This window comes from Pigmentiphaga litoralis (assembly GCF_014651835.1).
Lineage (GTDB): Bacteria > Pseudomonadota > Gammaproteobacteria > Burkholderiales > Burkholderiaceae_B > Pigmentiphaga > Pigmentiphaga litoralis.
Genome location: NZ_BMXQ01000002.1, coordinates 16,772 through 40,939 on the forward strand (window position 1 = coordinate 16,772; position 24,168 = coordinate 40,939).

22 protein-coding genes are annotated in these 24,168 nt (G+C 65.0%); 13 read left to right on the top strand and 9 right to left on the bottom strand.

What is annotated here, in order from left to right; all coding sequences use genetic code 11:
• The first annotated feature begins 1 nt into the window (after position 1).
• The 7 genes from ftsW (at position 2) to ftsZ (ending at position 8,255) form a co-directional block, all read left to right on the top strand.
• Positions 2-1,195, top strand: a complete 1,194-nt coding sequence (gene ftsW / locus IE116_RS18595; RefSeq protein ID WP_189614778.1) for a putative lipid II flippase FtsW — start codon at positions 2-4, stop codon at positions 1,193-1,195.
• Between the two features lie 29 nt (positions 1,196-1,224).
• The gene (murG, locus tag IE116_RS18600) at positions 1,225-2,304 is read left to right on the top strand and encodes an undecaprenyldiphospho-muramoylpentapeptide beta-N-acetylglucosaminyltransferase (RefSeq protein ID WP_189615757.1); all 1,080 of its coding nucleotides are present in this window, start codon (positions 1,225-1,227) and stop codon (positions 2,302-2,304) included.
• A complete protein-coding gene (murC, locus tag IE116_RS18605) occupies positions 2,301-3,755 on the top strand; it encodes a UDP-N-acetylmuramate--L-alanine ligase (protein WP_189614779.1) in 1,455 nt (484 codons plus the stop codon). The genes murG and murC overlap by 4 nt, the downstream gene beginning before the upstream one ends.
• Entirely contained in the window at positions 3,752-4,711 is a 960-nt protein-coding gene (locus IE116_RS18610; protein ID WP_189614780.1) for a D-alanine--D-alanine ligase, read from the top strand. The genes murC and IE116_RS18610 overlap by 4 nt, the downstream gene beginning before the upstream one ends.
• Before the next feature lie 11 nt (positions 4,712-4,722).
• Complete coding sequence (locus IE116_RS18615) at positions 4,723-5,544, top strand: cell division protein FtsQ/DivIB (protein ID WP_189614781.1); 822 nt, start codon at positions 4,723-4,725, stop codon at positions 5,542-5,544.
• Positions 5,541-6,773, top strand: a complete 1,233-nt coding sequence (gene ftsA, locus IE116_RS18620) for a cell division protein FtsA (RefSeq protein ID WP_179588834.1) — start codon at positions 5,541-5,543, stop codon at positions 6,771-6,773. Before IE116_RS18615 ends, ftsA begins: the two co-directional genes overlap by 4 nt.
• A gap of 267 nt (positions 6,774-7,040) precedes the next feature.
• Complete coding sequence (gene ftsZ, locus IE116_RS18625; protein WP_189614782.1) at positions 7,041-8,255, top strand: cell division protein FtsZ; 1,215 nt, start codon at positions 7,041-7,043, stop codon at positions 8,253-8,255.
• A 203-nt stretch (positions 8,256-8,458) separates the two neighbouring features.
• Here the strand turns inward: ftsZ and IE116_RS18630 are convergent, their stop codons facing one another.
• The gene (locus IE116_RS18630; RefSeq protein WP_189614783.1) at positions 8,459-9,274 is read right to left on the bottom strand and encodes a hypothetical protein; all 816 of its coding nucleotides are present in this window, start codon (positions 9,272-9,274) and stop codon (positions 8,459-8,461) included.
• Positions 9,275-9,399: 125 nt separating this feature from the next.
• On the opposite strand from IE116_RS18630, the gene IE116_RS18635 reads away from it, so the two are divergent.
• From IE116_RS18635 to IE116_RS18645, 3 genes are all read left to right on the top strand, one after another.
• Positions 9,400-9,903 (top strand): peroxiredoxin, encoded by a 504-nt coding sequence (locus IE116_RS18635; RefSeq protein ID WP_189614784.1) that lies wholly within the window; start codon positions 9,400-9,402, stop codon positions 9,901-9,903.
• 255 nt (positions 9,904-10,158) lie between these two features.
• On the top strand, positions 10,159-11,082 hold the full coding sequence (gene lpxC / locus IE116_RS18640) for a UDP-3-O-acyl-N-acetylglucosamine deacetylase (protein WP_189614785.1): 924 nt from the start codon (positions 10,159-10,161) through the stop codon (positions 11,080-11,082).
• Positions 11,083-11,125: 43 nt separating this feature from the next.
• A complete protein-coding gene (locus IE116_RS18645; RefSeq protein WP_189614786.1) occupies positions 11,126-11,305 on the top strand; it encodes a hypothetical protein in 180 nt (59 codons plus the stop codon).
• A 64-nt stretch (positions 11,306-11,369) separates the two neighbouring features.
• Here the strand turns inward: IE116_RS18645 and IE116_RS26195 are convergent, their stop codons facing one another.
• Positions 11,370-12,008, bottom strand: a complete 639-nt coding sequence (locus IE116_RS26195; RefSeq protein ID WP_373303056.1) for a DciA family protein — start codon at positions 12,006-12,008, stop codon at positions 11,370-11,372.
• A gap of 96 nt (positions 12,009-12,104) precedes the next feature.
• On the opposite strand from IE116_RS26195, the gene IE116_RS18655 reads away from it, so the two are divergent.
• Both IE116_RS18655 and secA read left to right on the top strand, forming a co-directional pair.
• Positions 12,105-13,061, top strand: coding sequence for a M23 family metallopeptidase (locus IE116_RS18655; protein ID WP_189614787.1), 957 nt, complete (start codon positions 12,105-12,107; stop codon positions 13,059-13,061).
• Between the two features lie 209 nt (positions 13,062-13,270).
• Complete coding sequence (gene secA, locus IE116_RS18660; RefSeq protein ID WP_189614788.1) at positions 13,271-16,015, top strand: preprotein translocase subunit SecA; 2,745 nt, start codon at positions 13,271-13,273, stop codon at positions 16,013-16,015.
• Positions 16,016-16,235: 220 nt separating this feature from the next.
• On the opposite strand, the gene IE116_RS18665 is transcribed toward secA, so the two are convergent.
• The 7 genes from IE116_RS18665 to IE116_RS18695 all read right to left on the bottom strand — a co-directional run bounded on the left by IE116_RS18665 (position 16,236) and on the right by IE116_RS18695 (position 22,946).
• Positions 16,236-16,931 (bottom strand): alpha/beta fold hydrolase, encoded by a 696-nt coding sequence (locus IE116_RS18665; protein ID WP_189614789.1) that lies wholly within the window; start codon positions 16,929-16,931, stop codon positions 16,236-16,238.
• 87 nt (positions 16,932-17,018) lie between these two features.
• Positions 17,019-18,488 carry a magnesium transporter gene (gene mgtE, locus IE116_RS18670; protein ID WP_189615761.1) on the bottom strand — a complete coding sequence of 490 codons (1,470 nt, stop codon included), beginning with the start codon at positions 18,486-18,488 and terminating at the stop codon, positions 17,019-17,021.
• Positions 18,489-18,749: 261 nt separating this feature from the next.
• Positions 18,750-19,538, bottom strand: coding sequence for a monofunctional biosynthetic peptidoglycan transglycosylase (gene mtgA / locus IE116_RS18675; protein ID WP_189614790.1), 789 nt, complete (start codon positions 19,536-19,538; stop codon positions 18,750-18,752).
• A 3-nt stretch (positions 19,539-19,541) separates the two neighbouring features.
• Complete coding sequence (aroE, locus tag IE116_RS18680) at positions 19,542-20,402, bottom strand: shikimate dehydrogenase (protein ID WP_189614791.1); 861 nt, start codon at positions 20,400-20,402, stop codon at positions 19,542-19,544.
• Positions 20,402-21,232, bottom strand: a complete 831-nt coding sequence (locus IE116_RS18685; RefSeq protein ID WP_189614792.1) for an energy transducer TonB — start codon at positions 21,230-21,232, stop codon at positions 20,402-20,404. The genes aroE and IE116_RS18685 overlap by 1 nt, the downstream gene beginning before the upstream one ends.
• A 294-nt stretch (positions 21,233-21,526) precedes the next feature.
• A complete protein-coding gene (locus IE116_RS18690; RefSeq protein ID WP_189614793.1) occupies positions 21,527-22,492 on the bottom strand; it encodes an NAD(P)-dependent oxidoreductase in 966 nt (321 codons plus the stop codon).
• 19 nt (positions 22,493-22,511) lie between these two features.
• A complete protein-coding gene (locus IE116_RS18695; RefSeq protein ID WP_189614794.1) occupies positions 22,512-22,946 on the bottom strand; it encodes a VOC family protein in 435 nt (144 codons plus the stop codon).
• Positions 22,947-23,170: 224 nt separating this feature from the next.
• Here IE116_RS18695 and IE116_RS18700 point away from each other — a divergent pair, with 224 nt between their 5' ends.
• Entirely contained in the window at positions 23,171-24,160 is a 990-nt protein-coding gene (locus IE116_RS18700) for a Bug family tripartite tricarboxylate transporter substrate binding protein (RefSeq protein ID WP_189614795.1), read from the top strand.
• Positions 24,161-24,168: the final 8 nt, after the last annotated feature.

The window sequence follows — 24,168 nt, forward strand, 5'->3', positions numbered from 1 at the left end:
CATGAGCCTGTTCGCAGAACTGTCCAATGGTGTGAACGCCGTCCGGCCCAGCCGCACGCGCATGCTCAATTACGACGCCGCGCTGGTGGTGTCCGCCGCTGCCCTGCTGCTGATGGGCCTGGTCATGGTGTATTCGGCCTCGGTCACGCTGGCCGATTCGCCCAAGTACAAGAACTACGGCAACTACTTCTTTTTGATCCGCCACGTGGCCTACCTGATGGTGGGGCTGTTCGCGGCGGTGTTCACGTTCTCGATCCGCATGGACACCTGGCAGCGGTACGCCATGCTGCTGTTCTCGATCTCGCTGGTGCTGCTGGCCGTGGTGCTGGTGCCCGGCATCGGCCGCGAAGTGAACGGCGCGCATCGCTGGCTGCCACTGGGCATCGTCAACTTCCAGCCGTCCGAGCTGATGAAGCTGGCGGTGCTGATCTACGCCGCCGACTACACGGTGCGCAAGCAGGAACACATGCAGTTCTTCTGGCGCGGCTTCGTGCCGATGGCGGTTGCGATGGCGGCCACCGGCCTGCTGTTGCTGCTCGAGCCCGACCTGGGCGCCTTCGTGGTGGTCGTGGCCATTTCGATGGGCATCCTGTTCCTGGGCGGCATGAACGGCAAGCTGTTCGCGGGCCTGGCTGGCGTGCTGGTCGGCACCTTCATGCTGCTGATCTGGGCCGCGCCGTGGCGCCGGGAACGTCTGTTCGCCTACCTGGACCCGTGGAGCGAAGGCAACGCGCTGGGCAAGGCCTACCAGCTGTCGCACTCGCTGATCGCCTTCGGCCGCGGCGAATGGTTGGGCGTGGGCCTGGGCGGCAGTGTCGAAAAACTCCACTACCTGCCCGAAGCGCATACGGACTTTTTGCTGGCCGTGATCGGCGAAGAACTGGGCTTCGTTGGCGTCGCCGTCGTGATCCTGCTGTTCGCCACCATCGTGCGCCGGGGCTTCGAAATCGGCCGCCAGGCCATCGCCATGGACCGCACCTTCAGCGGCCTGGTCGCCAAGGGTGTCGTGCTGTGGTTCGGCGTGCAGACGCTGATCAACATGGGCGTGAACCTGGGCCTGTTGCCAACCAAGGGCCTGACCCTGCCGTTCATGAGCTTTGGCGGCACGGGCATCGTGTTCAACATGTGCGCGCTGGCCGTGCTGATGCGCGTGGACTACGAAAACCGCATTCTGATGCGTGGAGGGCGCCTGTGAGCTCACCCCTCGTCCCCACACGCACCCTGATGGTCATGGCCGGTGGCACGGGCGGGCATATCATGCCCGGCCTGGCCGTTGCGCAAGACCTGCGTGCGCGCGGATGGAACGTGGTCTGGATGGGCCACCCCGAAGGTATGGAATCGCGTTTGGTGCCGCCGCAAGGTATCCAGCTGGTGCCGCTGCGCTTTTCGGGCGTGCGCGGCAAGGGCGTCAAGACGCTGGTCAAGCTGCCGTTCACGCTGCTGCGCGCGCTGGGCCAGGCCTTCTCGGCCCTGGGCCGGCACAAGCCCGACGTGGTGCTGGGCATGGGCGGCTACGTGGCCCTGCCGGGCGGCCTGATGGCGGCGATGCGCGGCATTCCGCTGGTGCTGCATGAACAGAATTCCGTGGCCGGCATGACCAACAAGGTGCTCGCCCGTGTGGCGGACCAGGTGCTGACGGCCTTTCCGGGCGCGTTTCCAGGCAGGACCCGCGGCCACTCGGCCGTTGAGCAGGTCGGCAATCCGGTGCGCCCCGAAATGACCCGCGTGGCGGCGCCCGCTGATCGCCTGGCTGGCCGCACCGGCCCGCTGCGCCTGCTGGTGGTGGGCGGCAGCCTGGGCGCGCAGGCGCTGAACGACACCGTGCCGCAAGCCCTGGCCCGCCTGCCGGCCGCAGCGCGTCCAACCGTCGTGCACCAGGCTGGCGAAAAGCACCTGGCCGCCTTGCAGGCGTCGTATGCCACCGCTGGCGTGGCGGGCGACTGCCTTGCGTTCATTACCGATATGGCCGCGGCGTATGCCGATGCCGATCTGGTGATCTGCCGGTCGGGCGCCATGACCGTGGCCGAGATCTGCTCGGCAGGCGCTGCCGCGCTGTTCGTGCCGTTTCCGCACGCGGTCGACGACCACCAGACCACCAACGCCAGATACCTGAGCGATGCGCAGGCCGGCTGGCTCAAGCCCCAATCGGCGCTGACGCCCGAATGGCTGGCGGCCTGGCTGGCCGAGCGCACCCGCCCCGAATTGATCGAGACCGCGACGCGTGCGCGTGCGATGGCCCGGCCGCTGGCAACCGCCCGCATCGCCGACATCTGCGAAGCCGCGGCGCGCAAAGAGAAACCATGAGACACCGGATCAGACACATCCACTTCGTTGGCATCGGCGGCTCCGGCATGAGCGGTATCGCCGAAGTCCTGCTGAACCTCGGCTACCGCATCAGCGGGTCCGACCTGGCCGACAACGCGACCACGCAGCGCCTGGCCGCGCTGGGCGCGTGCATCGTGCAGGGCCACAAGGCCGAGAACATCGAAGGCGTCGATGCCATCGTCACGTCGACCGCCGTCGCGGGCAACAATCCTGAAGTGATTGCGGCCCGCAACAAACGTATTCCCGTCGTGCCGCGCGCACTGATGCTGGCCGAACTGATGCGCCTGAAGCGTGGCATTGCCGTGGCCGGCACGCATGGCAAGACCACCACCACCAGCCTGGTCGCCAGCATTCTGGCGGCGGGCGACCTGGATCCGACCTTCGTGATCGGCGGGCGGCTGAATTCGGCGGGCGCCAATGCCAAGCTGGGGCAGGGCGAGTTCATCGTGGTCGAGGCCGACGAGTCCGACGCGTCCTTCCTGAACCTGCTGCCTGTCATGGCGGTGATCACGAACATCGACGCCGATCACATGGACACCTATGGCCATGACTTCGCGCGGCTGAAAAGCGCGTTTGTCGAATTCACGCAGCGCATGCCGTTCTATGGCACCGCGGTGCTGTGTTCGGACGACGCCAGCGTGCGCGAGATCATGCCCTTCATTTCGCGCCCGATCACGACCTACGGCTTTAACGCCGACGCGCAGATCCGCGCGATCGACGTGCGCGCCGACGGCCCGCGCATGTGCTTTACCGTGCTGCGCCGCGACCGCGACGTGGAGTTGCCGCCCATCGACATCACGCTGAACCTGCCGGGCGAGCACAACGTGCGCAACGCCCTGGCCGCGATCGCGGTGGCGACTGAACTGGGCGTGTCCGACAGCGCCATCCGAGATGCCCTGGCCGCGTTCAACGGCGTGAACCGCCGCTTTACGCAGGCCGGCGTGTTCCCGGTGACCGACGCCAATGGCGGCGGCAGCTTCCGCGTGATCGACGACTACGGTCACCATCCGGTCGAAATGGCCGCGACGCTGGCTGCGGCCCGTGGCGCCTATCCCGAACACCGCATCGTGCTGGCCTTCCAGCCGCACCGCTACACCCGCACGCGTGACTGCTTCGAGGACTTCGTCAAAGTCCTGGGCACCGCAGACGCCGTGCTGCTGGCCGAGGTCTACCCGGCCGGCGAAACCCCGATCGTGGCCGCCGATGGCCGCTCGCTGACCCGCGCCGTGCGGGTGGTGGGCCGCGTCGAACCCGTGTTCGTCGAAGACATTGCCGACATGCCGCACACCATTGCCGACTTCGCGCGCGATGGCGACGTGGTCATCGTCATGGGCGCCGGTTCGATTGGCGCCGTCCCGGCCAAGGTGGGCGCGCTGTTCAACGCGCCGCAGCACGCCGCCGCACCGATTCTTCAAGGAAGTCCGTCATGAAGTCCCCGCAGTCCTTTGGCAAAGTCGGCGTGCTGTACGGCGGCAAGTCCGCCGAGCGCGACGTCTCCATCATGTCCGGCACGGGGGTGCACCAGGCCCTGCGCAATGCCGGCGTCGACGCGCACCTGTTCGACACGGGCGAACGCTCGCTGGCCGAGCTGGCTGCCGAAGGCTACGACCGCGTGTTCATCGCACTGCACGGCCGCTACGGCGAAGACGGTACCCTGCAGGGCGCGCTCGAACTGCTGGGCATTCCGTACACCGGCAGCGGCCCGCTGGCCTCGTCGCTGGCCATGGACAAGATCATGACCAAACGGGTGTGGCTGCACGAAGCGCTGCCCACGCCGCGTTATGCCGTGCTCGATGCCGACACCGATCTGGACGGCGTGATATCGACGCTGGGCCTGCCCGTGTTCGTCAAGCCGCCGCATGAAGGCTCGACCCTGGGCGTGACCAAGGTCACGCGCCGCGAAGACCTGGCCGCCGCCTACGCCAAGGCCTCGGAATTCGACGAAGACGTGCTGGCCGAAGCTTTCATCAGCGGCCGCGAACTGACCGTCGCCATCCTGGGCAAGGGCGCGAACGCCTATGCCCTGCCCGTGATCGAGATCGTGGCGCCCGATGGCAACTATGACTACGAGCACAAGTACTTCGGCGACGAAACCAAGTACTTCTGCCCGGCCAACCTGCCCGAAGACACCACCCGCCGCATCCAGCAAATTTGCGTGGCCGCCTATCGTGCGATCGGCTGCGAAGGCTGGGGCCGCGCCGACGTGATCCTGGCGGACAACGGCGAACCGTACCTGCTCGAGATCAACACGTCGCCGGGCATGACCAGCCATTCGCTGGTGCCCATGGCGGCGGCCGCGAACGGCATGAACTATGAAAGCCTGTGTGTCGAGCTCCTTGCGGATGCCCGATGCAAGGTCTCGGCCAGCCGGCCTCAAAGCGCTTAATCGGACGATCTGTGTGGAACGACTCCCGAACCCTCAACCTCCTGGCCAACACGCTGTATCTGTTGGCGGCGCTGGCATTGGGGTTGGCCGCCTTGCTGTGGATGGCGCAGCGGCCGGTGTTCGCGCTCAAGGGCATCGTGGTCGAAGCCGAGAACGGCGAGCTGCAGCATGTCACCACGGCCAGCGTGCGCGCGACCATCGAGGGACGGCTGAGCGGCAATTTCTTCACGGCCGACCTGGAGCAGGTACGGCAGGTGCTCGAGACCGTGCCCTGGGTGCGCCATGCCTCGATTCGTCGCCAGTGGCCCAATGCCCTGCGCGTGACGGTGGAAGAGCACCGGGTGCTGGGCTTGTGGAACGAAAACCGGCTGCTCAACACCTATGGGGAGTCGTTCACGGCGAACCTGGGCGAGGCCGAGGAAGATGGCGCGCTGCCCGTGTTCGGCGGCCCGCCCGGCTCGGAAAAACTGGTGGCGCAGCGCTACGCGGAACTGATCCGCTGGTTTGCGCCGATCAAGGTCGACCCGTCGCGCGTATTGCTGACACAGCGTTACGCATGGCAGGTCGAACTGTCGACCGGTCTGACGATCGATCTGGGTCGCGATCCGACCTCGGTCGGCGGGACCGACCCGGCGTCGCTCGAATCGCGTGTGCAGCGCTTCGTGCAGGCAGCCAAGGTCATCGATACCCGGATCGGCAAGACGATCCATGCCGACCTGCGTTACCCCAACGGTTTTGCCATTACCACGGCCAAGCCGGCGCCGGCGCCTAAAGCGGCGACCGGCACCAAGAAACCCGCATCAACCCCGAAAACTACGCAGAAAAAGCCATGACCCGTGAAACCAAGGACCTGATCGTTGCCCTCGACATTGGCACCAGCAAAGTGGTGGCAGTGGTGGCCGAGATGCAGCCGGAAGGGCGCTTCGAAGTCCTCGGCCTCGGGCAGCACGAGTCGCGCGGGATGCGCAAGGGCGTCGTCGTCAACATCGAGACGACCGTCAATTCGATCCAGCGCGCGCTCGAAGAAGCCGAGCTGATGGCCGACTGCAAGATCCGCGACGTCTTCACCGGCATTGCCGGCAGCCACATCCGCAGCTTCAACTCCAGCGGCATGGTCGCGATCAAGGACAAGGAAGTGACCGCGGCCGACGTCGCACGCGTGATCGAGACGGCCAAGGCCATCAACATCCCTACCGACCAGCAAGTCCTGCATGTGCTGACGCAGGAATTCATCGTCGACGGCCAGGAAGACATTCGCGAGCCGATCGGCATGAGCGGCATCCGCCTGGAAGTGCGGGTGCACATCGTGACCGGCGCCGTCAGCGCCGCGCAGAACATCGTCAAGTGCGTGCGCCGCTGCGGCCTGGAAGTGCAGGACCTGATCCTGCAACCACTGGCGTCCAGCCTGGCCTGCCTGACCACCGACGAGAAGGAACTGGGCGTGGTCCTGGTCGACATCGGCGGCGGCACGACCGACATCGCCATCTTTACCGGCGGCGCGATCCGCCACACGGCCGTGATCCCGATCGCCGGCGACCAGATCACCGGCGACATCGCGGCCGCGCTGCGCACGCCGACGCCCGACGCCGAAGAGATCAAGCTGCGTTACGGCGTGGCCAAGCAGGTGCTGGCCAGCCCGGATGAACGCATCGAAGTGCCGGGCCTGGGCGATCGTGGACCGCGTCAACTATCGCGTCAGGCGCTGGGCGCCGTGATCGAACCCCGTGTCGAAGAGCTGTTCACCTTCGTGCAGCAGGTGGTGCGCGAATCCGGCTACGACGAGCTGCTGTCGTCCGGCATCGTGCTGACCGGCGGGACCTCGCAGATGCCTGGCGTGGTCGAACTGGCCGAAGACATTTTCCTGAAACCCGTTCGCCTTGGCGTGCCGGAATACACCGGCAGCCTGGCGGACGTGGTTCGCAGTCCGCGCTTTTCCACCGTGATGGGCCTGTTGGCCGAGGCGCGCCTCCAGCGTGTCCGCGGCCGCCGCGTTGCACAGCAGACCGGCAACGTCACGCAGATTTTCGCGCGCATGAAAGAGTGGTTTCTGGGGAATTTCTGAGTGCGAGCCCAGTCGCAAAAAGATTTTGTGCAAGTCCTGCAGTCGCGGTCGTAGTTGCAGTACCCGGCCGGCGCAAGCCACCGGTAGTTTCTTGTTCATCCAACCTATGGAGTCGCGTGTGCCGGGAATATGAAATATGAAGCGTGATCCTTGGCGGGGTCACGGCCGGGTTGTTTTCGCCGCAAGGCTGCTTGTCCGGATCGCTTTTCATTTTTCGTATTCCCGATCACCCACTCCCAAACTGCCAGAACCTCTTCGGAGAACCTTATGAAATTCGAAATGCTAGACACCGATACCCGTGGCACGGTCATCAAGGTCGTGGGTGTGGGCGGAGCCGGTGGCAACGCCGTCGCCCACATGATTCGCCGTGGCGTCCAGGGCGTGGACTTCATCTGCGCCAACACCGACGCGCAAGCGCTGGCCCACACCAATGCCCCGATCCAGATCCGTCTGGGCCGCAGCGGCCTGGGCGCGGGCGCCAAGCCTGAGCAAGGCCGTGCCGCCGCCGATACGGCGCGCGAAGAAATCCGTGACGCGCTGCAAGGCGCGAACATGGTGTTCATTACCGCCGGCATGGGCGGCGGCACGGGCACGGGCGCCGGTCCGGTCGTGGCGGAAGTCGCGAAGGAACTGGGCATCCTGACGGTGGCCGTGGTCACCAAGCCGTTCGCGTTCGAAGGCGGCAAGCGCATGCGCATGGCCGAAGAGGGCATCGATGCGCTGTCGGAACACGTGCACTCGCTGATCGTCGTGCTGAACGAAAAGCTGTATGACCTGATGGGCGAAGACGCCACCCAGGAAGACTGCTTCAAGAACGCCGATGATGTGCTGCACAACGCCTGCGCCGGCATCGCCGAAATCATCAACGTCGACGGCAACGTCAACGTCGACTTCGAAGACGTCAAGACCATCATGAGCGAGCAGGGCAAGGCCATGATGGGCACGGCGATCGCCAGCGGCGTGGACCGCGCGCGCGTGGCCGCCGAGCATGCGATTGCATGCCCGCTGCTCGAAGGCATCGATCTGAACGGCGCGCGCGGCGTGCTGGTCAACATCACTGCCAGCCGTTCGCTGAAGATGCGCGAAACGCGCGAAATCATGGACACCATCCGCAGCTATGCCGCGGAAGAAGCGACCGTGATCTTCGGCGTGGCCTACGACGACGCGATCGGTGAAGACCTGCGCGTGACCGTGGTCGCCACCGGCCTGGGCCGCGCGAAGGCCAAGCCGCAACTGGTGCAGAACGCCATGCCCCAGCTGCGCACCGGCACCAGCGATGCGCACGTCTACCAGCAAGCCGGCGGCAACACCGGCAATGCAGGCGGCAACAGCAACCACAACGGTTCGACCAACTACCACGACTACGACACGCCAACCGTGTTCCGCAATCCGCGCGATGCGTCGATGCGCGTCCAGGCCCTGGAAAGCTCGGGCATGGAACATCTGGACATCCCGGCGTTTCTGCGCAAGCAAGCCGACTGAGATCGTTCGATCTTTCAGGAAAACCGCCGCGTGGAGCGATCCACGCGGCGGTTTTTTTTGCGCTTCAGTTCCGCCGCCATGCGTCTCTCAACGCGAGCTTGCTGTTCACGGAACACGCCTTGCGCACGCAGGACGCGGAATTCCTTGAGGTATCGAACAACGGATGGGGAAGGACACCTGGCAGATGCGCCAACTCTCCACGCTCAGTTGTTGCGCAGGAATTCGCGGATGAAATCGTCCTGGTTCGGCGCGTTTTCTTCCGTGGTGAAGACGACCTTGCGATCAACCACCCGTGCCCGCAATTCCGGACCGAACTGGCAGGTGATCTGGCTGAGGGCGCCCGCCTTCTGTTTGAAGTTGGCTGAGGCGTCGCTGCACATCCGGTCCAGCCCGGCGGCCACGGCGCCGCAATACCCTTGCACGCTGACCTTCTTCAGGCGGTCGTCATGGATCGCCGCCCAGTCCACCGTCGTCTTGACCGGCACACCGCACGACGCGCTGGCGGCGGCATCGGTCGCGGCCAGGGTGGCCTGGCCCTGGGTCACATGTTTTTCGCGGTCGAAGCGCGCCAGCTTCTGCTGCACGCCCTGCTGGGTCTGCGACTCATAGCTGGCGAGCAAGGTCGCCGGCTTCATCGCCTTGGTCTTCTTTTCGTTGAACGACAGGGCGTATTCCTGCTTGCGCCCGGGCAGGTAGGCCACGTAGCGGTCACCGCCGCCATACACACTGCCCTTTTTCTGCACCATGCCGGAATCACGTCCATCGAAGGTCGTGACATACGCATCGGTGCTGCCGCCCCAACGCTCCACGCGCGTCAGGAACACCACCTTATCGACGGGGTGGTTGACGCCGCTGATGCGCATCAGCGCCTGCTTGCCATCGGCAGTCGGGGCGATCACGACTTCGACCCCTTCGTCGGCCGTGAACACTTTCGGATAGCTCGCCAATTCGAGCGCCGAAACATTGGCCGAGGCAATGGCGCACACGATGGCGGCGAGGGGCAGGGCGATGGGGCGCATGGATGTCCTGATGAGCGGAGGGGTGCACCGATCTTAGCTGCGCAAGATTTTAATAAGGGTACGAAGTTGCAATCGATAGTTGCCTATACTGTCCGGCTGTATTTCCCCTCTTATTGGAGTTGAGCATGACCATCAAAGTTGGCGATCGCGTTCCCGACGGCACCCTGACCGAGTTCATCGCGGTGGAAACCGAGGGCTGCGCCCTGGGCCCCAATGCGTTCCCGGTGGCAGACCTGGTCAAGGGCAAGAAGATCGCGGTCTTCGCGGTTCCTGGCGCCTTCACCCCGACCTGCTCGGCCAAGCATGTTCCCAGCTACCTGGAAAACTTCGACGCCATCAAGGCCAAGGGCGTGGACGAGATCTGGTGCGTGGCGACCAATGACGCATTCGTCATGGGCGCCTGGGCCAAGGACCAGAAGGCCGATGGCAAGATCCGCTTCATGGCCGACGGTTCGGTCAAGTGGACCAAGGCGCTGGGCCTGGAACTGGACTTGAGCGAGCGCGGCATGGGCGTGCGGTCGCAGCGCTACTCGATGTTGCTCGACGACGGCGTCGTCAAGCAACTGAACGTCGAAGCCGGCGGCAAGTACGAAGTCAGCGACGGCGCGACGATGCTCGGCCAGCTGTAACTCGTGATGCAGGGACCGGGCAGTTGCCGGGTCCCTGCCGACGTCTGCTGCAAGAACGTGCTGTCCCCTTCGCTGCCATCGGCGCGAACTTTCCCCGGCTCATCCTCTCTATGGATGAGCCACCTGTATCGCTTTCTCCATGCTGCGTTGCAACCGGTTTCAGCCTGTCTGTGGCCGCCGCGACGATGCCATCTGGCTCCCCTAGCATAGAAACGTTACAATCCGCCTCTGCCTTCCTTCTTCTGGCCCATTGCCATGCTTCGTCAGCGCACCATCCAAAGCGTTACCCGCACGACCGGCGTCGGCCTGCACTCAGGTCGTCGGGTCGAGCTGACGCTTCGGCCCGCGGCGCCTGATACCGGCATCGTGTTCCACCGTATCGACCTGCCCGAACCTGTCGACCTGCCCGCGTCCGCGCTGGAAGTGGGCGACACGCGCATGGCGTCGGTGCTGCAGAAAGGCAATGTGCGGGTGTCGACCGTCGAACACCTGATGTCGGCCTGCGCCGGCCTGGGCATCGACAACCTGCATGTCGACCTGACCGCCGAAGAAGTGCCGATCATGGACGGCAGCGCGGGTACCTTCGTGTTCCTGTTGCAGTCGGCCGGCCTGGAAGAGCAGAACACCGCCAAGAAATTCATTCGTGTACTCGAACCTGTCGAAGTGCGCGAAGGCGAAGGCCCCGGCGCCAAATGGGCGCGCCTGGAACCGTTCGACGGCTACGCGCTGGCGTTTTCCATCGACTTCCATCATCCGGCCATCGATTCGACCGCGAATTTTGCCGAGATCGATTTCTCCAAGCAGTCGTACGTGCGCGAAATCGCCCGCGCCCGCACCTTCGGCTTCATGCAGGACGTCGAAAACCTGCGTGCCGCGGGCCTGGCGCGCGGCGGCAGTCTCGACAACGCCATCGTGATGGACGAATACCGCGTGCTCAATGCCGACGGTCTGCGCTACGACGATGAATTCGTCAAACACAAGATCCTCGACGCCATCGGTGACCTGTACCTGATCGGCAAGCCGCTGATCGCCCGCTACGTGGCGCACAAGTCCGGCCACGGCATGAACAACCAGCTGGTGCGCGCACTGCTTGCCAGACAGGATGCCTGGGAAATGGTGTCCTTCGAATCCACCGCCGCCGCGCCGCGCGCGTTCCGGCAGGAGTGGGCGCTGGCCTGAGCGCCCGCGCTCGCTGCCGCCCGTCCCTTACTCGACCGGCCCCTTGGTTCTCGTCCGCCTTCTTGTCGTTCTGCTGGCTGTTGCTGTCGGTCTGCTGATCGTTGCCGGCTTCGTCACGGGCAATCGCAAGCATTACCAGCGCGCATGGAAGCTCGGCCGGATCGGCATCGCCGTCGCGCTGGTGTTCTTCGGGGTGCTGTTCGTCAGCCGGTTGATGGACTGATCGTCGCGCGACACGGCGGGCCGGCAGGCGTGTGATGGCGTTTCGGGGCGCGGCAGAAGGTACGTCAGTCCGTCTTGCGGCGTGCCAGCAGGCGCGCCACGGCGTCCGCCAGCGGGCCTTCCCGCAGCTGCCCCCGCAGTTCCTCGAACGCCGCAATGCCCTGGTCTCCCAGCGGTTGAGCAGGCTGGCGCGGTAGGGCATGTTCGGCCATCAGGGCTTCAACGGGGCGGGTCAGGGATGCTTGAACGCGCACCGCGATTCCGTTAACCTGCCACCCTTGCTTCTCAAGCCCGGCCACGATGCGAGGCGCCAATTGGCGCAGCTTTGCGGAGTGCGATGCGGCCGGCACGCCCAAAGTCAGGTTATTGTCCTGTAAGCGCAGTACGCGGCAGGCACCGCGCAAGGCCTCGGGCAATACGGCGTCGACCTGACGCTGCAAGGCCATCAACTGGGTGGCCGTGCTCATCAGGCTGGCGCCGCGGCTGTCCTGGCTCAGCCAGTTGAGCGTGGCCGTCTGCGAAGCCGGATCGGTCAGTTTTTTCTTGCGTCGTAGCACTGCGAGAAAGTCTCGAAAATGAAAAGTCCGGCCCCGAACGATACGTCGAAGGGGAGGGCGGAAGGCTCGGTCTGAAGGGATCGAGAACAGGGCCGATCCCGCAAGATCGGTCCGACAGCGTCCGGCCCGCAGGGTCGGGCAGGTCAAACCAGGTCCCGGCGCCGATCTTCGGCCTCTCGGGACACCACGTACCAGAAGGGTGCAGCGCGCCGAGCAAGGCGCATCAGTCCAGGAGGCACGCAAGTGCAGATCATCATAGTGCATCCGCGCTTGCGCCAGGCACGCACGCTTACCATCACGCCGCGCCTTGCGGCGGGCGCGGTGGCGGCCCTGCTGGCCACCGTGGCGCTTGGCGCATTGCTGCTGCACGCGGTCACTGCCAGCACCGACAGCGTGCTGCCGTGGCAGGAATCCGCCGCACGTGTCGAGTCCGACGAAGCCCGTCAGGAAGCGGCCATGCGCGAAAACATCAACCAGCTGGCCCGCCGTGTTGGCGAAATGCAGGCCAAGCTGGTCCAGCTCGACGCCTTGGGCGAACGGGTCGCCGGGCTGGCAGGCGTGACCCCCACCTTCACCATGAAACGCAACCCCGGACGGGGCGGCCTGCTGGTCGATCCGCACGACGTGTCGCGCAAGGATGTCAGCAGCGAACTGGACCGGCTCGAAGCTCAACTGGCCGAGCGGTCCGATTACCTGAGCGTGCTCGACGCACAGCTGACCACGCTGTCGGTGCGCAAATCCATGACGCCTACCGTGATGCCCGTGTCCGAGGGGTATCACGCGTCCAGTTTCGGCTGGCGGCTGGACCCGTTCACCGGGTCGCGTGCGCTGCATGAAGGCATTGATTTCACCGCGCCCAGCGGCACGCCGATCGTGGCGGCCGCGGGCGGGGTGGTCCAGGCTGCCGAACACCACGCGGGGTATGGCTACATGATCGATCTGGATCATGGCAACGACCTGGTCACCCGGTATGCCCACACGTCGCGCCTGCTGGTCAAGACGGGCGACCTGGTCAAGCGTGGCCAGAAGATCGCGCTGGTGGGAAGCACGGGGCGGTCTACCGGGCCGCATCTGCACTTCGAAGTGCGGATCTCGGGCGTCGCGGTCGATCCCAACATGTTCCTCATCCATGGCCCGGGCAAGCGGCCGGTGCCGAATGCGCCGGTGATCGCGACGCTGCCCGCGCAGCCGCTGGACTGATTCGTCCGGCTTTCGCCCCAACGGCCGCGCCGCTTGGCGGCCAGCATGGACACTGACGGCGCCCCTTTGGCGGCCTGCATGGACACTGACGGCCGCCCTCGGGCGGCCGTTTGGCCACTACGGTGCTAAACTCATCGGCTTCCCTCTATCTATAGGCTGGGTCGTTGCGCCAGTGGTTCGGCGCCCCGGTTCCTTGCAGACATCGCGCAATGGTTTCCTCTCTGCTCAAGAAATTATTCGGCAGCCGTAATGAGCGGCTCCTGAAGCAGTACGGCAAGTTGGTTGAGCGCATCAATGCGCTGGAATCCCAGACCGCTGCCCTTACCGACGAGCAACTCGCCGCCCGCACGCAGGAATTCAAGCAGCGCTACCAGAATGGCGAGACGCTGGACGACCTGCTGCCCGAAGCCTTTGCGGTGGTCCGCGAAGGGGGCAAGCGTGCCCTGGGCATGCGCCACTTCGACGTGCAGTTGCTGGGCGGCATCGTGCTGCATTCCGGCCGCATCGCCGAAATGCGCACGGGTGAAGGCAAGACGCTGGTTGCGACGCTGCCCACCTACCTGAACGCGCTCGCCGGCAAAGGCGTGCACGTGGTCACGGTCAACGATTACCTGGCAACGCGTGACGCGGCCTGGATGGGGCGGCTGTACCGCTTCCTGGGGCTGTCGATCGGTGTCGTGGTGTCGCAGCAGGACAATGACGAGAAGAAGGCCGCCTACCAGGCCGACATCACGTACGGCACGAACAACGAGTTCGGCTTCGACTACCTGCGCGACAACATGGAATACCAGGTCCAGGACCGCCGCCAGCGCGACCTGTTCTTTGCCGTGGTTGACGAGGTGGACTCGATCTTGATCGACGAGGCGCGCACGCCGCTGATCATCTCGGGTCAGGCCGAAGACCACACCGAGATGTACATCCGCATGAACGCGGTGCCGCCGCTGCTCACGCGCATGGCGTCCGAGCCCAAGACGAACGAGCCCGAACCCGAAGGCCACTTCTGGGTGGATGAAAAGGGCAACCAGCTCTTCCTGTCCGAAGCCGGTCACGAAAAGGCCGAAGAGATCCTGGAACGCCAGGGCCTGCTGCCGCCGGGCGAGTCGCTGTACGAGCCGCGACACATTTCGCTGATGCATCACCTGATGGCGGCGCTGCGCGCGCACAACCTGTTCCACCGTGACCAGCACTACGTGGTGCAGGACGGCGAAGTCGTCATCGTCGACGAATTCACGGGCCGCCTGATGGTGGGCCGCCGCTGGTCCGATGGCCTGCACCAGGCCGTTGAGGCCAAGGAAGGCGTCAAGATCCAGAACGAGAACCAGACGCTGGCGTCGATCACGTTCCAGAACTACTTCCGCATGTACAACAAGCTGTCCGGCATGACCGGTACGGCCGACACCGAAGCCTTCGAATTCCAGGAAATCTATCGCCTGGAAACGATCATCATGCCGACCAACCGTCCCATGGTCCGCAAGGACCAGAACGACCAGGTCTTCAAGACGGTGCAGGAAAAGTACAACGCGATCCTGGAAGACATCCGGGATTGCCAGCAGCGCAATCAGCCGGTGCTCGTCGGTACGACCAGCATCGAGAACTCCGAACTGCTGTCCGACATGCTGACCAAGGCGAAGCTGACGCACGAGGTGCTGAACGCCAAGCAGCATGCCCGCGAAGCCGAAATCGTGGCCGAAGCCGGCAAGCCTGGCCGCATCACGATCGCGACCAACATGGCGGGCCGCGGTACCGACATCGTGCTGGGCGGCAGCGTCGAAAAGCAGATCGACCTGATCCGCGCGAACGACTCGCTGACCGAAGAAGCCAAGGAAGCGCAGATCGCCACGGTCCGCGCCGAATGGAAGCCGCTGAACGAAGTGGTGAAGCAGGCCGGTGGCCTGCGCATCATCGGCACCGAACGTCACGAATCGCGCCGTATCGACAACCAGTTGCGTGGCCGTGCCGGCCGCCAGGGCGACCCGGGCTCGTCGCGCTTCTACCTGTCGCTCGAAGACCCGCTGATGCGCATCTTTGCCGGCGATCGTGTGCGCGGCATCATGGAACGCCTGAAGCTGCCGGAAGGCGAGCCGATCGAAGCGGGCATGGTGTCCCGGTCGATCGAAACCGCGCAGCGCAAGGTCGAAGGCCGCAATTTCGACATCCGCAAGCAACTGCTTGAATACGACGACGTGTCGAACGAGCAGCGCAAGGTGATCTACGCACAGCGCAATGAAGTGCTCGAAGCCGCGTCGATTTCCGACATGGTGTCGAACCTGCGCGTGGCCGCCTTTACCGACGTCTTCCGCAGCTACGTGCCGGAAAATTCGGTAGAAGAGCAGTGGGACATTCCTGGTCTGGAAAAGGTGCTGGAACTGGAATGGCAGACACCGATGCCGCTGACCAGCATTGTCGACGCCGAACCCAACCTGACCGACGAAGACCTGCTGGAGCGTGTGGTCCAGACGGCCAACGACAGCTACCGCAGCAAGGTCGCGATGGTGGGCGACGAAATGTGGGCGCAGTTCGAACGTTCGATCATGCTGCAATCGATCGACACGCACTGGCGTGAACATCTGTCGTCGCTCGATCACCTGCGCCAGGGCATCCATCTGCGCGGCTATGCGCAGAAGAACCCGAAGCAGGAATACAAGCGCGAAGCCTACGAACTGTTCTCGGGCATGCTGGACCGCATCCGCAACGAAGTGGTCAAGGTGCTGATGACCGTGCGCGTGCAATCGCCGGAACAGGTCGAGCAGGCCGAAGACATGGCCCAACCGCAGGTGCAGAACGTCCAGTATCACCACTCGGACTACGACGAAGCCATGGCGGCGGCCGAAGCGGCCACGGATCGCAGCGATGAAGACACGGTGCGCAATCTGGTGCCGAAGGTCGGACGCAATGATCCGTGCCCGTGCGGCAGCGGCAAGAAGTACAAGCAGTGTCACGGCCGGCTGGATTGACCCCCCCTGGGCGCTGCGCGCCTCCCCCCAGGGGGCGACGCGAGCGGACTGGCAAAGCCAGATCCGCCGCGTCCTCGATCTGGGGAGCGTAGGTGCTGGGGGTGGTTTGTTTGGCTTGAATGAGAAATGCCCGCGATGGTTCGCGGGCATTTTTGTTTTTGGGAGTTGGGCGGGGGGCGGCGCTTTGCGGCTGCGGCGTCGCGGGGCTCGGTAGCTGGGCTTACCAGCTTAGCCAGTCTCTTAGCACCTGGCTGGTCTCTTCGGGCTGTTCCAGGGCGGGCAGGTGGCCGCATTCTTTGAAGGTGTGCAGGTGCGAGCCGGGGATGGCTTGGTGCAGGGCTTGGGCGTCGCTGGGGGGTGTCAGGACGTCGTGGTCGCCGACGGCGATCAGGGTGGGTACCTTGATTGTCGGCAGCAGGGGGCGGGAGTCGGGGCGGCCCAGGATGGCGAGTTGCTGGCGCATGAAGGCGGGACCGCCCACGCGCAGGGCCATGGCTTTGACCTCCATGCCGACGGGACCCGCGACGTGCGAGGCGTGGACCAGTCGGGGCAACAGCCGGGTGGTGACGCCGCGAAACTGGCCGATTTCTAGTGACGCGATGCCGGCCCGGCGCTCAGTGATCTTGTCGGGATGGTCGGGCGTGGCGCGGGTGTCGAACAGGGCAAGGCGAGTGACGCGTTCGGGTGCCTGGCGCAGGATCTCGAAGGCTACGTAGCCGCCCATGGACAGGGCTGCCAGCGCAAAGCGTTCCGGGGCGGCGTCCAGCGCGCGGCGGGCCATGGCGGTGATCGTGTCGTCCAAAGTCAGGTCGGCGATCTGCGGATCGGCAATGTCTGCCAGGTCGGCCGCCTGCGCGCGCCACAGGGCGTCGTCGCAGAGCAAGCCAGGCAGGAAGACGAGGGGCGTACGGGTCATGGGGTCAGCGCAAACATAAGGGCAGCTTCGGCACAGGGGCGAGACGACTTGATTTGCAGGTCGCGGCAAGCATGGCTGCCGCGCTGCCTACAGCAAGAACAACGTCGCCAGCCCCAAAAAGATAAAGAACCCCATGGTGTCGGTCGCGAACGTCAGCAGCACCGACGAGCCAATGGCCGGGTCCTTGCCAAAGCGTGTCCGGGTCAGGGGCACGAGCATCCCGATGCTGGCGCCGACGAGCAGGTTCAGCACCATGGCCGACATCATCACCAGGCCCAGCGAATAGCGGCCCGAAATGGCCCATGCAAACAGCGCCGCGACCAGGCCGCCGCCAATGCCGACCACCAGGGCGATCTGCAATTCACGGCGCACGAGCTTGGATACGTTGGCGCTGTTGATCCGGCCGACCGCCAATGCCCGGATGATCAGGGTCATGGTCTGGTTGCCCGAGTTGCCGCCGATGCCCGCCACGATCGACATCAGGAAGGCCAGGATCACGATGTGGCCCACGGTGTCTTCGAAGCGCGAGGCCACGAATGACGCGATGGCGGCCGTGCACAGGTTGACCAGCAGCCAAGGCGCGCGGTTGCGGATGGCCTGCGACACCGGTGCAAAAATGTCTTCTTCACCCAGACCGGCCTTGGACAGGGCCTGTTCGTCGGACGCTTCGCGGATCACGTCCACGACGTCGTTCACGGTCACGCGGCCGATCAGCCGGCCCACCGCATCGACCACGGGTGCCGATACCAGGTCATACCGCTCGAACGCCGCGGCGGCTTCGTCGGCCTCGTCGAGCGGGGCCAGGGTCAGGATTTCGGTGTCCATGACATCGGTCACCTGCCGTTCCGGATCGGTCACCAGCAGGCGGTTGATCGGCAGTCCGCCAATCAGCTTTTCCTGGCGGTCGACGATAAAGATCTGGTCGGTGTGGTCGGGCAGTTCCTGCAGCCGGCGCAGGTAGCGCAGCACCACTTCCAGCGTCACGTCGTTGCGCACCCGGACCATCTCGAAGTCCATGATCGCGCCCACCGAATCCTCGGGGTAGCTCATGACGGCGGTCAGGCGGGCCCGTTCTTCGTCGGTCAGGCCCTTCTGGACCTCGGCCACCACTTCGGGCGGCAGGTCGGGGGCCAGATCGGCCAGCTCGTCGGCTTCCAGGTTCTCGGTCGCAGCGACCAGCTCTTGCTGGTCCATGGTCGAGATCAGCGACTCGCGGACCCAGTCGGCCACCTCGAGCAGGATCTCGCCGTCGCGGTCGGCGCGCACCAGCTGCCAGATGCTCTGGCGATCGTCTTTGGGCAGCGATTCGAGAATGAAGGCGACATCGGCCGAATGCAGGTCGTCGAGCAGCGCGCCCAGTTCGGCATCGTGCTGGCGATGCACCAGCGCTTCGACGAGCGGGCCGCGGCTATCGCCCACTTCCTGGCGATGGACCAGATCCGCCACCAGATGCTGGCGGCGCAAGAGTTCCTGGACGTGCTCCAGGGCTTCCTGGGCGTCTTCGGGTTCGAGCCGGTTACGCTCGAGCGACTTCTGGGTATGAACGGATTCGACCATCGCGCGGGGAAAGGCAAAACGGGTCCGCACGGGCCGGGCGCCTGACCTTTCCGCGCGACGGCGACGGGGTCAGAGCGGGCGGGTGCGAGATCCGGAATTCAGGAGACCGGCACTGCGGGCTGGGATGCTTGGGGGTGGCGGTGAGGCCATTCCGGTGAGCGGCGAGAAGGCGCCGCGGAGTCAACGAAGCGAGGATTGTACGCGGCAGGTAGCTCTTCCGTCATTGCAGCAAGAAGGCAGTCCCGGTTTGTTGCAATTGCGTCAGGGGATGGGCGTGCCGGCCATGCGGCGGACCAGCGTGTCGGTGCGCGACGCCAGGTAGGCGGACCCCCGGTGCTGGTCATAGAAGCGCGGCCGCGGCAGCATGGACGCCAGCCGCGCCGACTGGTAGGCAGTCAGGTTGCTGGCCGACGTGCGGAAGTAGTGGCGGGCGGCGGCTTCGGCGCCGAACACGCCTTCGCCCCATTCGGCAATGTTCAGATAGAGCTCCAGGATCCGCTCTTTGCTCATGACCGTCTCGATCATGTAGGTGATGACCACTTCCTGCGCCTTGCGCACGTAATTGCGCGAGTTGGACAGGAACAGGTTCTTGGCGACCTGCTGCGTGATGGTCGATCCGCCGCGCACGGGCTTGGACGGCGGCTTGCGGCCCCGGGCCAGGGCGCGCTCGGTGGCTTCGGCCAGTTGACGATTGTGCTCGTAGGCCCGCTCGATCGCGTCCCAGTCGATGCCGCCATGCTCGATGAAGTTGGCGTCTTCAGCCGCAATCGCCGCACGTTTGAGGTTGTTGCTGATGCCGCCGTAATCGACCCACTGATACTGCAGGCGGCGGTTGGGATCGGCGGCCTGCAGGCGCGACAGTTCATTGCGCATGACCGACGTGGAAGACGGCGCCTGGTAGGCATACCAGACCACCCAGCCGAACAGCCAGGCCTGGTACAACACCACCAGCAGCACAAAGACGCCAAGTGCCTTGAACACGGTGCCAACGACTCCGCGCTTGCGGGTCTTCGTTGCCTTGCCTGCCGTTGCCGCCTTCCGTGCCGCCATCGTTCAGGCGCCCGTCTGCAACATGGCGCGCAGCGACGACAGCACCGGCGCCGTCTGCGGACGCAGCCCGCGCCACAGGAAGAAACTTTCGGCCGCCTGCTCGACCAGCATGCCCAGGCCATCGGCCGTGCGCGCCGCGCCATCGGCCTTGGCCTGACGCATGAACGCCGTCGGCTGCGACGCATACATCATGTCGTAGGCCAGCGAGTCGGGCGCATAGAGTCCTGGGGGCAGGTCGGGCGCCGTATCCCCCAGGCTGCTCGCCGTGGCATTGATCACCACGTCCCAATGGCTGTGCAGCACCATGCCGCGGGTCGTGCCGCCGGCGCTCAGGCGCGCCGCGGCAGGGTGCTCGGCAAACGCCTGCACCAGTTCATGGGCGCGATCTTCGGTGCGATTGACCACGTGCAGGCGCTGCGCGCCCGCCGACAGCAAAGGCAGCACGACCCCGCGCGCCGCGCCACCTGCGCCCACCAGCAGCACACGGGCACGGTCCAGCGCGACACCCAGGCGACCCAGATCGCGCAGCAGGCCGACGCCATCGGTATTGCAGCCGTGGAATTCGCCGTGCTTGACCCACAGGGTGTTGACCGCCCCCGCCGCCATCGCCCGCGGCGTCTGGCGGCCGCGTGTCAGTTCGAAGGCTTCCATCTTGAAGGGCACCGTCACGTTCAGGCCGGCCCCACCCGTCGAAAAGAACTCGTCGACCGCATGCGGAAAGGCGTCGACCGGGGCGGCGAGCCGTTCATAGATCATGTTCTGATCCGTCTGGCCTGCAAAGGCCGCATGGATCTGGGGGGACTTGCTGTGCGTGACCGGGTTGCCGATCACGGCGTAGCGCGAGGGGAGGTCAGTGGGGGCCATTAACCGGGGGTCGCTATCAAGGAGTCTTTCGTGAAATGCCAGGTGCGCGTGATGGCGAGGATGTCCGTGTCTTTCGCGATCTGGGGCGGGAAGGGCGGGAACGGTGCGGCAAGCGCCACGATGCGGCGGGCCGCGTCGTTCAGGACTTTATGTTCCGACGGGCGATCGATGTCGAACGACTCGATGCTGCCATCGGCCCGTATCAACACGGTCATCCGCAACGATCCATACAGCCGGCCGCGCGCTTCCGGCGGATAGTTGCGGTTCCCCACCGCTTCGATCCGGGTGCGCCACTGGTCCACGTAGGTCGCAAAACGGTATTCGGACGTCGACGGCGCAAAGAAATGCTTGCGCGGACGCTTGTTGTAATCCTCGATGCGATTCGCAATCTCGGCAAATTGCCGCGTCAGCTGGTTGGCGCGCGTTTTCGCATCCACCGGCTGCTGGGTCGGCACCCCATTGGCCCCCTCGGGCGCGGGCGGCGGCGCCACGTGCTGCTTCTGCGCCTCGACCTCGGCCGCCAGCAAGCGCTGCTGCGCTTCCAGCTGCGCCTGTTGCTGCTGCACGCTGGCGAGCATCTCGCCATCGCTGGTGGCAGCCGACCGCGGCACCGGCGCCGCGGCACGGCCGCGCTCGCTGTTGCCGCCGCCGTCGCTGTTGACCTGGGCCAGCACCTCGGCCTTGGCCGGCGCGGACTTGGTGCCCGCGTTGACCAGGATCACTTCCATCCCGATTTCCTGCGCCGTCGGCTTGGGCGGCTCGGGTGACGTGAAATGCACCGTCATCGCCAGGCCATGCGTGAGCAGCGAAATCACCAAAGCCGTGCGCATCAGCCGATATTTGCGATCGTGGAGCAGGGACGCAATCGGGCCCGCCCGGCGGTCTGGACGCCGGGGAGGCGGTGACGATCGCGGCGCGGTCCGCGCGGCGCGAGGCGCGTCGGATGAGCGAGAAGACAAGGTAACTGGCACGCCGCAATTGTAGGGGCAAGTTACGGCATCAGTGAGATCCAAACTGTCGCGCTGCGGCGTAAACAACGGCGGGGCGACCTGGATGGCTCAACTGTAGTGGTGCGCGGCCCAGCGCTAGTGAGCAGTTGCTCTGCGCTAGGGCACAGCAACCGGCTACGCAATGATGCGGTGGGCCGGCACCCGGCCTGCCACGATATCGTCGATCGCCTGCACCACCACGTCGCGCTGCGCCAGTACCGACGCAGGCGACCGGCCGGACATATGCGGCGTGACCAGTACGTTGGGGTACGACGTCAACTCCGCCAGCAATCCTGGCGGCGGCGACGGCTCTTCTTCCAGCACATCCAGCCCCGCGCCCGCAATCGCGCCACTGCGCAACGCGTCAAGCAGATCCGCGGTCTTGAGCACCGACCCCCGCGCCACATTGATCACGAAGCCCTGGGGCCCCAGGGCATCGAACGCAGGCCTGGACAGCAGATGCCGCGTGGCCGGGCCGCCCGGACAGCAGGCGAACAGAAAATCGCTGGCCGCCGCCAGACTCGTGACGTCAGGGTGGTAAGCCGCCTGGAACGCCGTTTCCAGGTCAGGCTTGCGCCGGGGCGAATGGTAGGCAATCGATGCCCCGAACGCTTTCGCCCGCTCCGCCACCAGCTGGCCGATCTGCCCCATGCCCAGAATGCCGACGCGTGACCCGCTGAACGCCGGCCGCGACGCCCGCAGATCGCTCCACGGCGTCCCGGCGCGCAAGGCGTGGTGCAGCGGCGCATACCCCCGCGCCAGGCTGAGCGCGAATCCCACGGCATGTTCCGCCACCGACACCGAATTGGTGCCCGGCCCATGCGTGACGGTAATGCCCCGCTGCGCCGCCGCCGCGACATCGATGTTCTCGTACCCCGCGCCAATTGCAAGAATCAGCTTGAGCCGGGGCATCCGGTCCATGAGCGCCGGCGCATAGCCCACCGTGCCGTTGGTCAGCACGGCCACGGTGTCCGACAGGCCGGGCTCGGCCCAGTCCAGCGTGTCCGGCCCGTGTTCATGCAGATGCAGCCGGAAGCGGGACTGCAGCGCCGTGCGCATCGGGTCGGTCAGGCCGATGAGAGCCAGGACGTTGTGGGGCATGGGGGACCTATGGGACGAATCAGGGAAGAGGGGACGGAGCGAAGGAGGTGTCGACGGGAGCGACCTCCTTGACGGCGCCTTTCCAGCCACTTTCCGTGATGTCGAACACCGTACCGTCGGGCATGCGGTATTTGACCTCATAAAACACGTTCGGATCGGTTTCTTTGCGGCCGGTCAGGTAGGTTCCCCCGGCATCCATCACGCGCTGCTCGGCCTCTTCAAGGTTGTCGACCCACATGCCGAAGTGGATCACCCCGCGCACGTCCTTCAATCCGGCAAACCCCGGCACCGTTTCGTTCGTGAAGTCGAGCAGCGCCACGTTCATGACCCCGTCGGTCATGTAGATGCCACGCATTGCCGGGCCCGCGCGCGTCATGCCGAACGCCTTTTCGAAGAACTGCGCCGCCGCTTCCGGATCGCTGACTGACAGCGCGATATGCCTAAGTTTGTCCATGAGATCTCCTCGACAGCCAGCGCACCAGCTGAGAAATGGAAAAAGCTGTTGTAAAAGTATTCCTGAATATATTATTGGTATACCCAAAGAAGAACAAGCGAACAGGAACATCAGTTTTGCGCACCAGATTGAATTCTGGAATGCAAATTGCATTGCTTTGATCGTAAGGCGCCAGTGCCCCAATCGGGTGCGGTGTCCGTCTTCCATTCCCTAGGGGTATCGCCATGACACGCAGGTCCTGCTTCATTGCCTCACACTTGCTCGCCGTCGTATCCGCGCTTGCGACGCACACCAGCGCAGCCGATACATCCGCTTCGGGATGGCCGACGCGGCCCGTCACGATCGTGGTGCCATTTGCCCCAGGGGGGAACACGGATCTGATGGCGCGCCTGATCGGCGAGCGCCTGACCAAGACATTGGGCGGGCCGTTCATCGTGGATAACAAGGGCGGCGCGGGCGGGACCATTGCTGCCGAATTCGTCGCCCGCGCGCCTGCCGATGGCTACACGCTGTTCATGGCAACGCTGACGCAGATATCTACGGCGCCCTTCACCAACAAGATCCGGTACGACCCCATCAAGGACTTCGTGCCGATCGCCAACGTGGGCGGCAATCCTTTCGTGATCACCGTCAGCTCCCAGAAGCCCTACAAGACGATGGCCGAGATGATCGACTACGGGAAACGCAATCCGGGCAAATTGAATATGGGCAATGCAGGTGTCGGCGGCCTGACCCATTTATCAGGGTTGCTGTTCGCCAGACGGGCCGGCATCGAAGTGACCGAAGTGCCTTACAAGGGCGCGGCCTTGGCGCTGGCCGACGTGCTGAGCGGCCAGACGGATCTGTATTCCGGCAACCTGTCCGAAGTGCTTCCCTACGCCAACAATGCCAAGGTCCGGCTGATGGCCGTATCGAGCAAGTCGCGCATCCGGCAGTTGCCTGACGTGCCGACGGTCTCGGAGTTGTTTCCCGACGCACAACCGGTCGAAACGTGGAACGGACTGGTCGGACCTGCTGCGATGCCAAGCGCCATCGTCGACAAAATCGCCGATGCCGTCATGGCGGCGCACGCCTCGCCAGAATTCCAGAAACGCCTGGAAGATGCCGGGATCACCCCGTTGCCGGAAGCCAAGGCGGTTTTTGCGCGGCGTATCCAGAATGACATCGCGACGTGGAAGCCGATCGTCGAACAGGCAGGCATCACGCCGGAATGACGGTGCAG

Coding starts and splice junctions, on each gene's coding strand:
- mtgA (WP_189614790.1), bottom strand. CDS start 19,538: ATGGCGGCACGGAAGGCGGCAACGGCAGGCAAGGCAACGAAGACCCGC.
- lpxC (WP_189614785.1), top strand. CDS start 10,159: ATGCTTCGTCAGCGCACCATCCAAAGCGTTACCCGCACGACCGGCGTC.
- IE116_RS18665 (WP_189614789.1), bottom strand. CDS start 16,931: ATGACCCGTACGCCCCTCGTCTTCCTGCCTGGCTTGCTCTGCGACGAC.
- mgtE (WP_189615761.1), bottom strand. CDS start 18,488: ATGGTCGAATCCGTTCATACCCAGAAGTCGCTCGAGCGTAACCGGCTC.
- murC (WP_189614779.1), top strand. CDS start 2,301: ATGAGACACCGGATCAGACACATCCACTTCGTTGGCATCGGCGGCTCC.
- IE116_RS18685 (WP_189614792.1), bottom strand. CDS start 21,232: ATGCGCACGGCTTTGGTGATTTCGCTGCTCACGCATGGCCTGGCGATG.
- murG (WP_189615757.1), top strand. CDS start 1,225: ATGGTCATGGCCGGTGGCACGGGCGGGCATATCATGCCCGGCCTGGCC.
- ftsA (WP_179588834.1), top strand. CDS start 5,541: ATGACCCGTGAAACCAAGGACCTGATCGTTGCCCTCGACATTGGCACC.
- IE116_RS18695 (WP_189614794.1), bottom strand. CDS start 22,946: ATGGACAAACTTAGGCATATCGCGCTGTCAGTCAGCGATCCGGAAGCG.
- IE116_RS18690 (WP_189614793.1), bottom strand. CDS start 22,492: ATGCCCCACAACGTCCTGGCTCTCATCGGCCTGACCGACCCGATGCGC.
- IE116_RS18635 (WP_189614784.1), top strand. CDS start 9,400: ATGACCATCAAAGTTGGCGATCGCGTTCCCGACGGCACCCTGACCGAG.
- ftsZ (WP_189614782.1), top strand. CDS start 7,041: ATGAAATTCGAAATGCTAGACACCGATACCCGTGGCACGGTCATCAAG.
- ftsW (WP_189614778.1), top strand. CDS start 2: ATGAGCCTGTTCGCAGAACTGTCCAATGGTGTGAACGCCGTCCGGCCC.
- IE116_RS18610 (WP_189614780.1), top strand. CDS start 3,752: ATGAAGTCCCCGCAGTCCTTTGGCAAAGTCGGCGTGCTGTACGGCGGC.
- secA (WP_189614788.1), top strand. CDS start 13,271: ATGGTTTCCTCTCTGCTCAAGAAATTATTCGGCAGCCGTAATGAGCGG.
- IE116_RS18700 (WP_189614795.1), top strand. CDS start 23,171: ATGACACGCAGGTCCTGCTTCATTGCCTCACACTTGCTCGCCGTCGTA.
- IE116_RS18630 (WP_189614783.1), bottom strand. CDS start 9,274: ATGCGCCCCATCGCCCTGCCCCTCGCCGCCATCGTGTGCGCCATTGCC.
- aroE (WP_189614791.1), bottom strand. CDS start 20,402: ATGGCCCCCACTGACCTCCCCTCGCGCTACGCCGTGATCGGCAACCCG.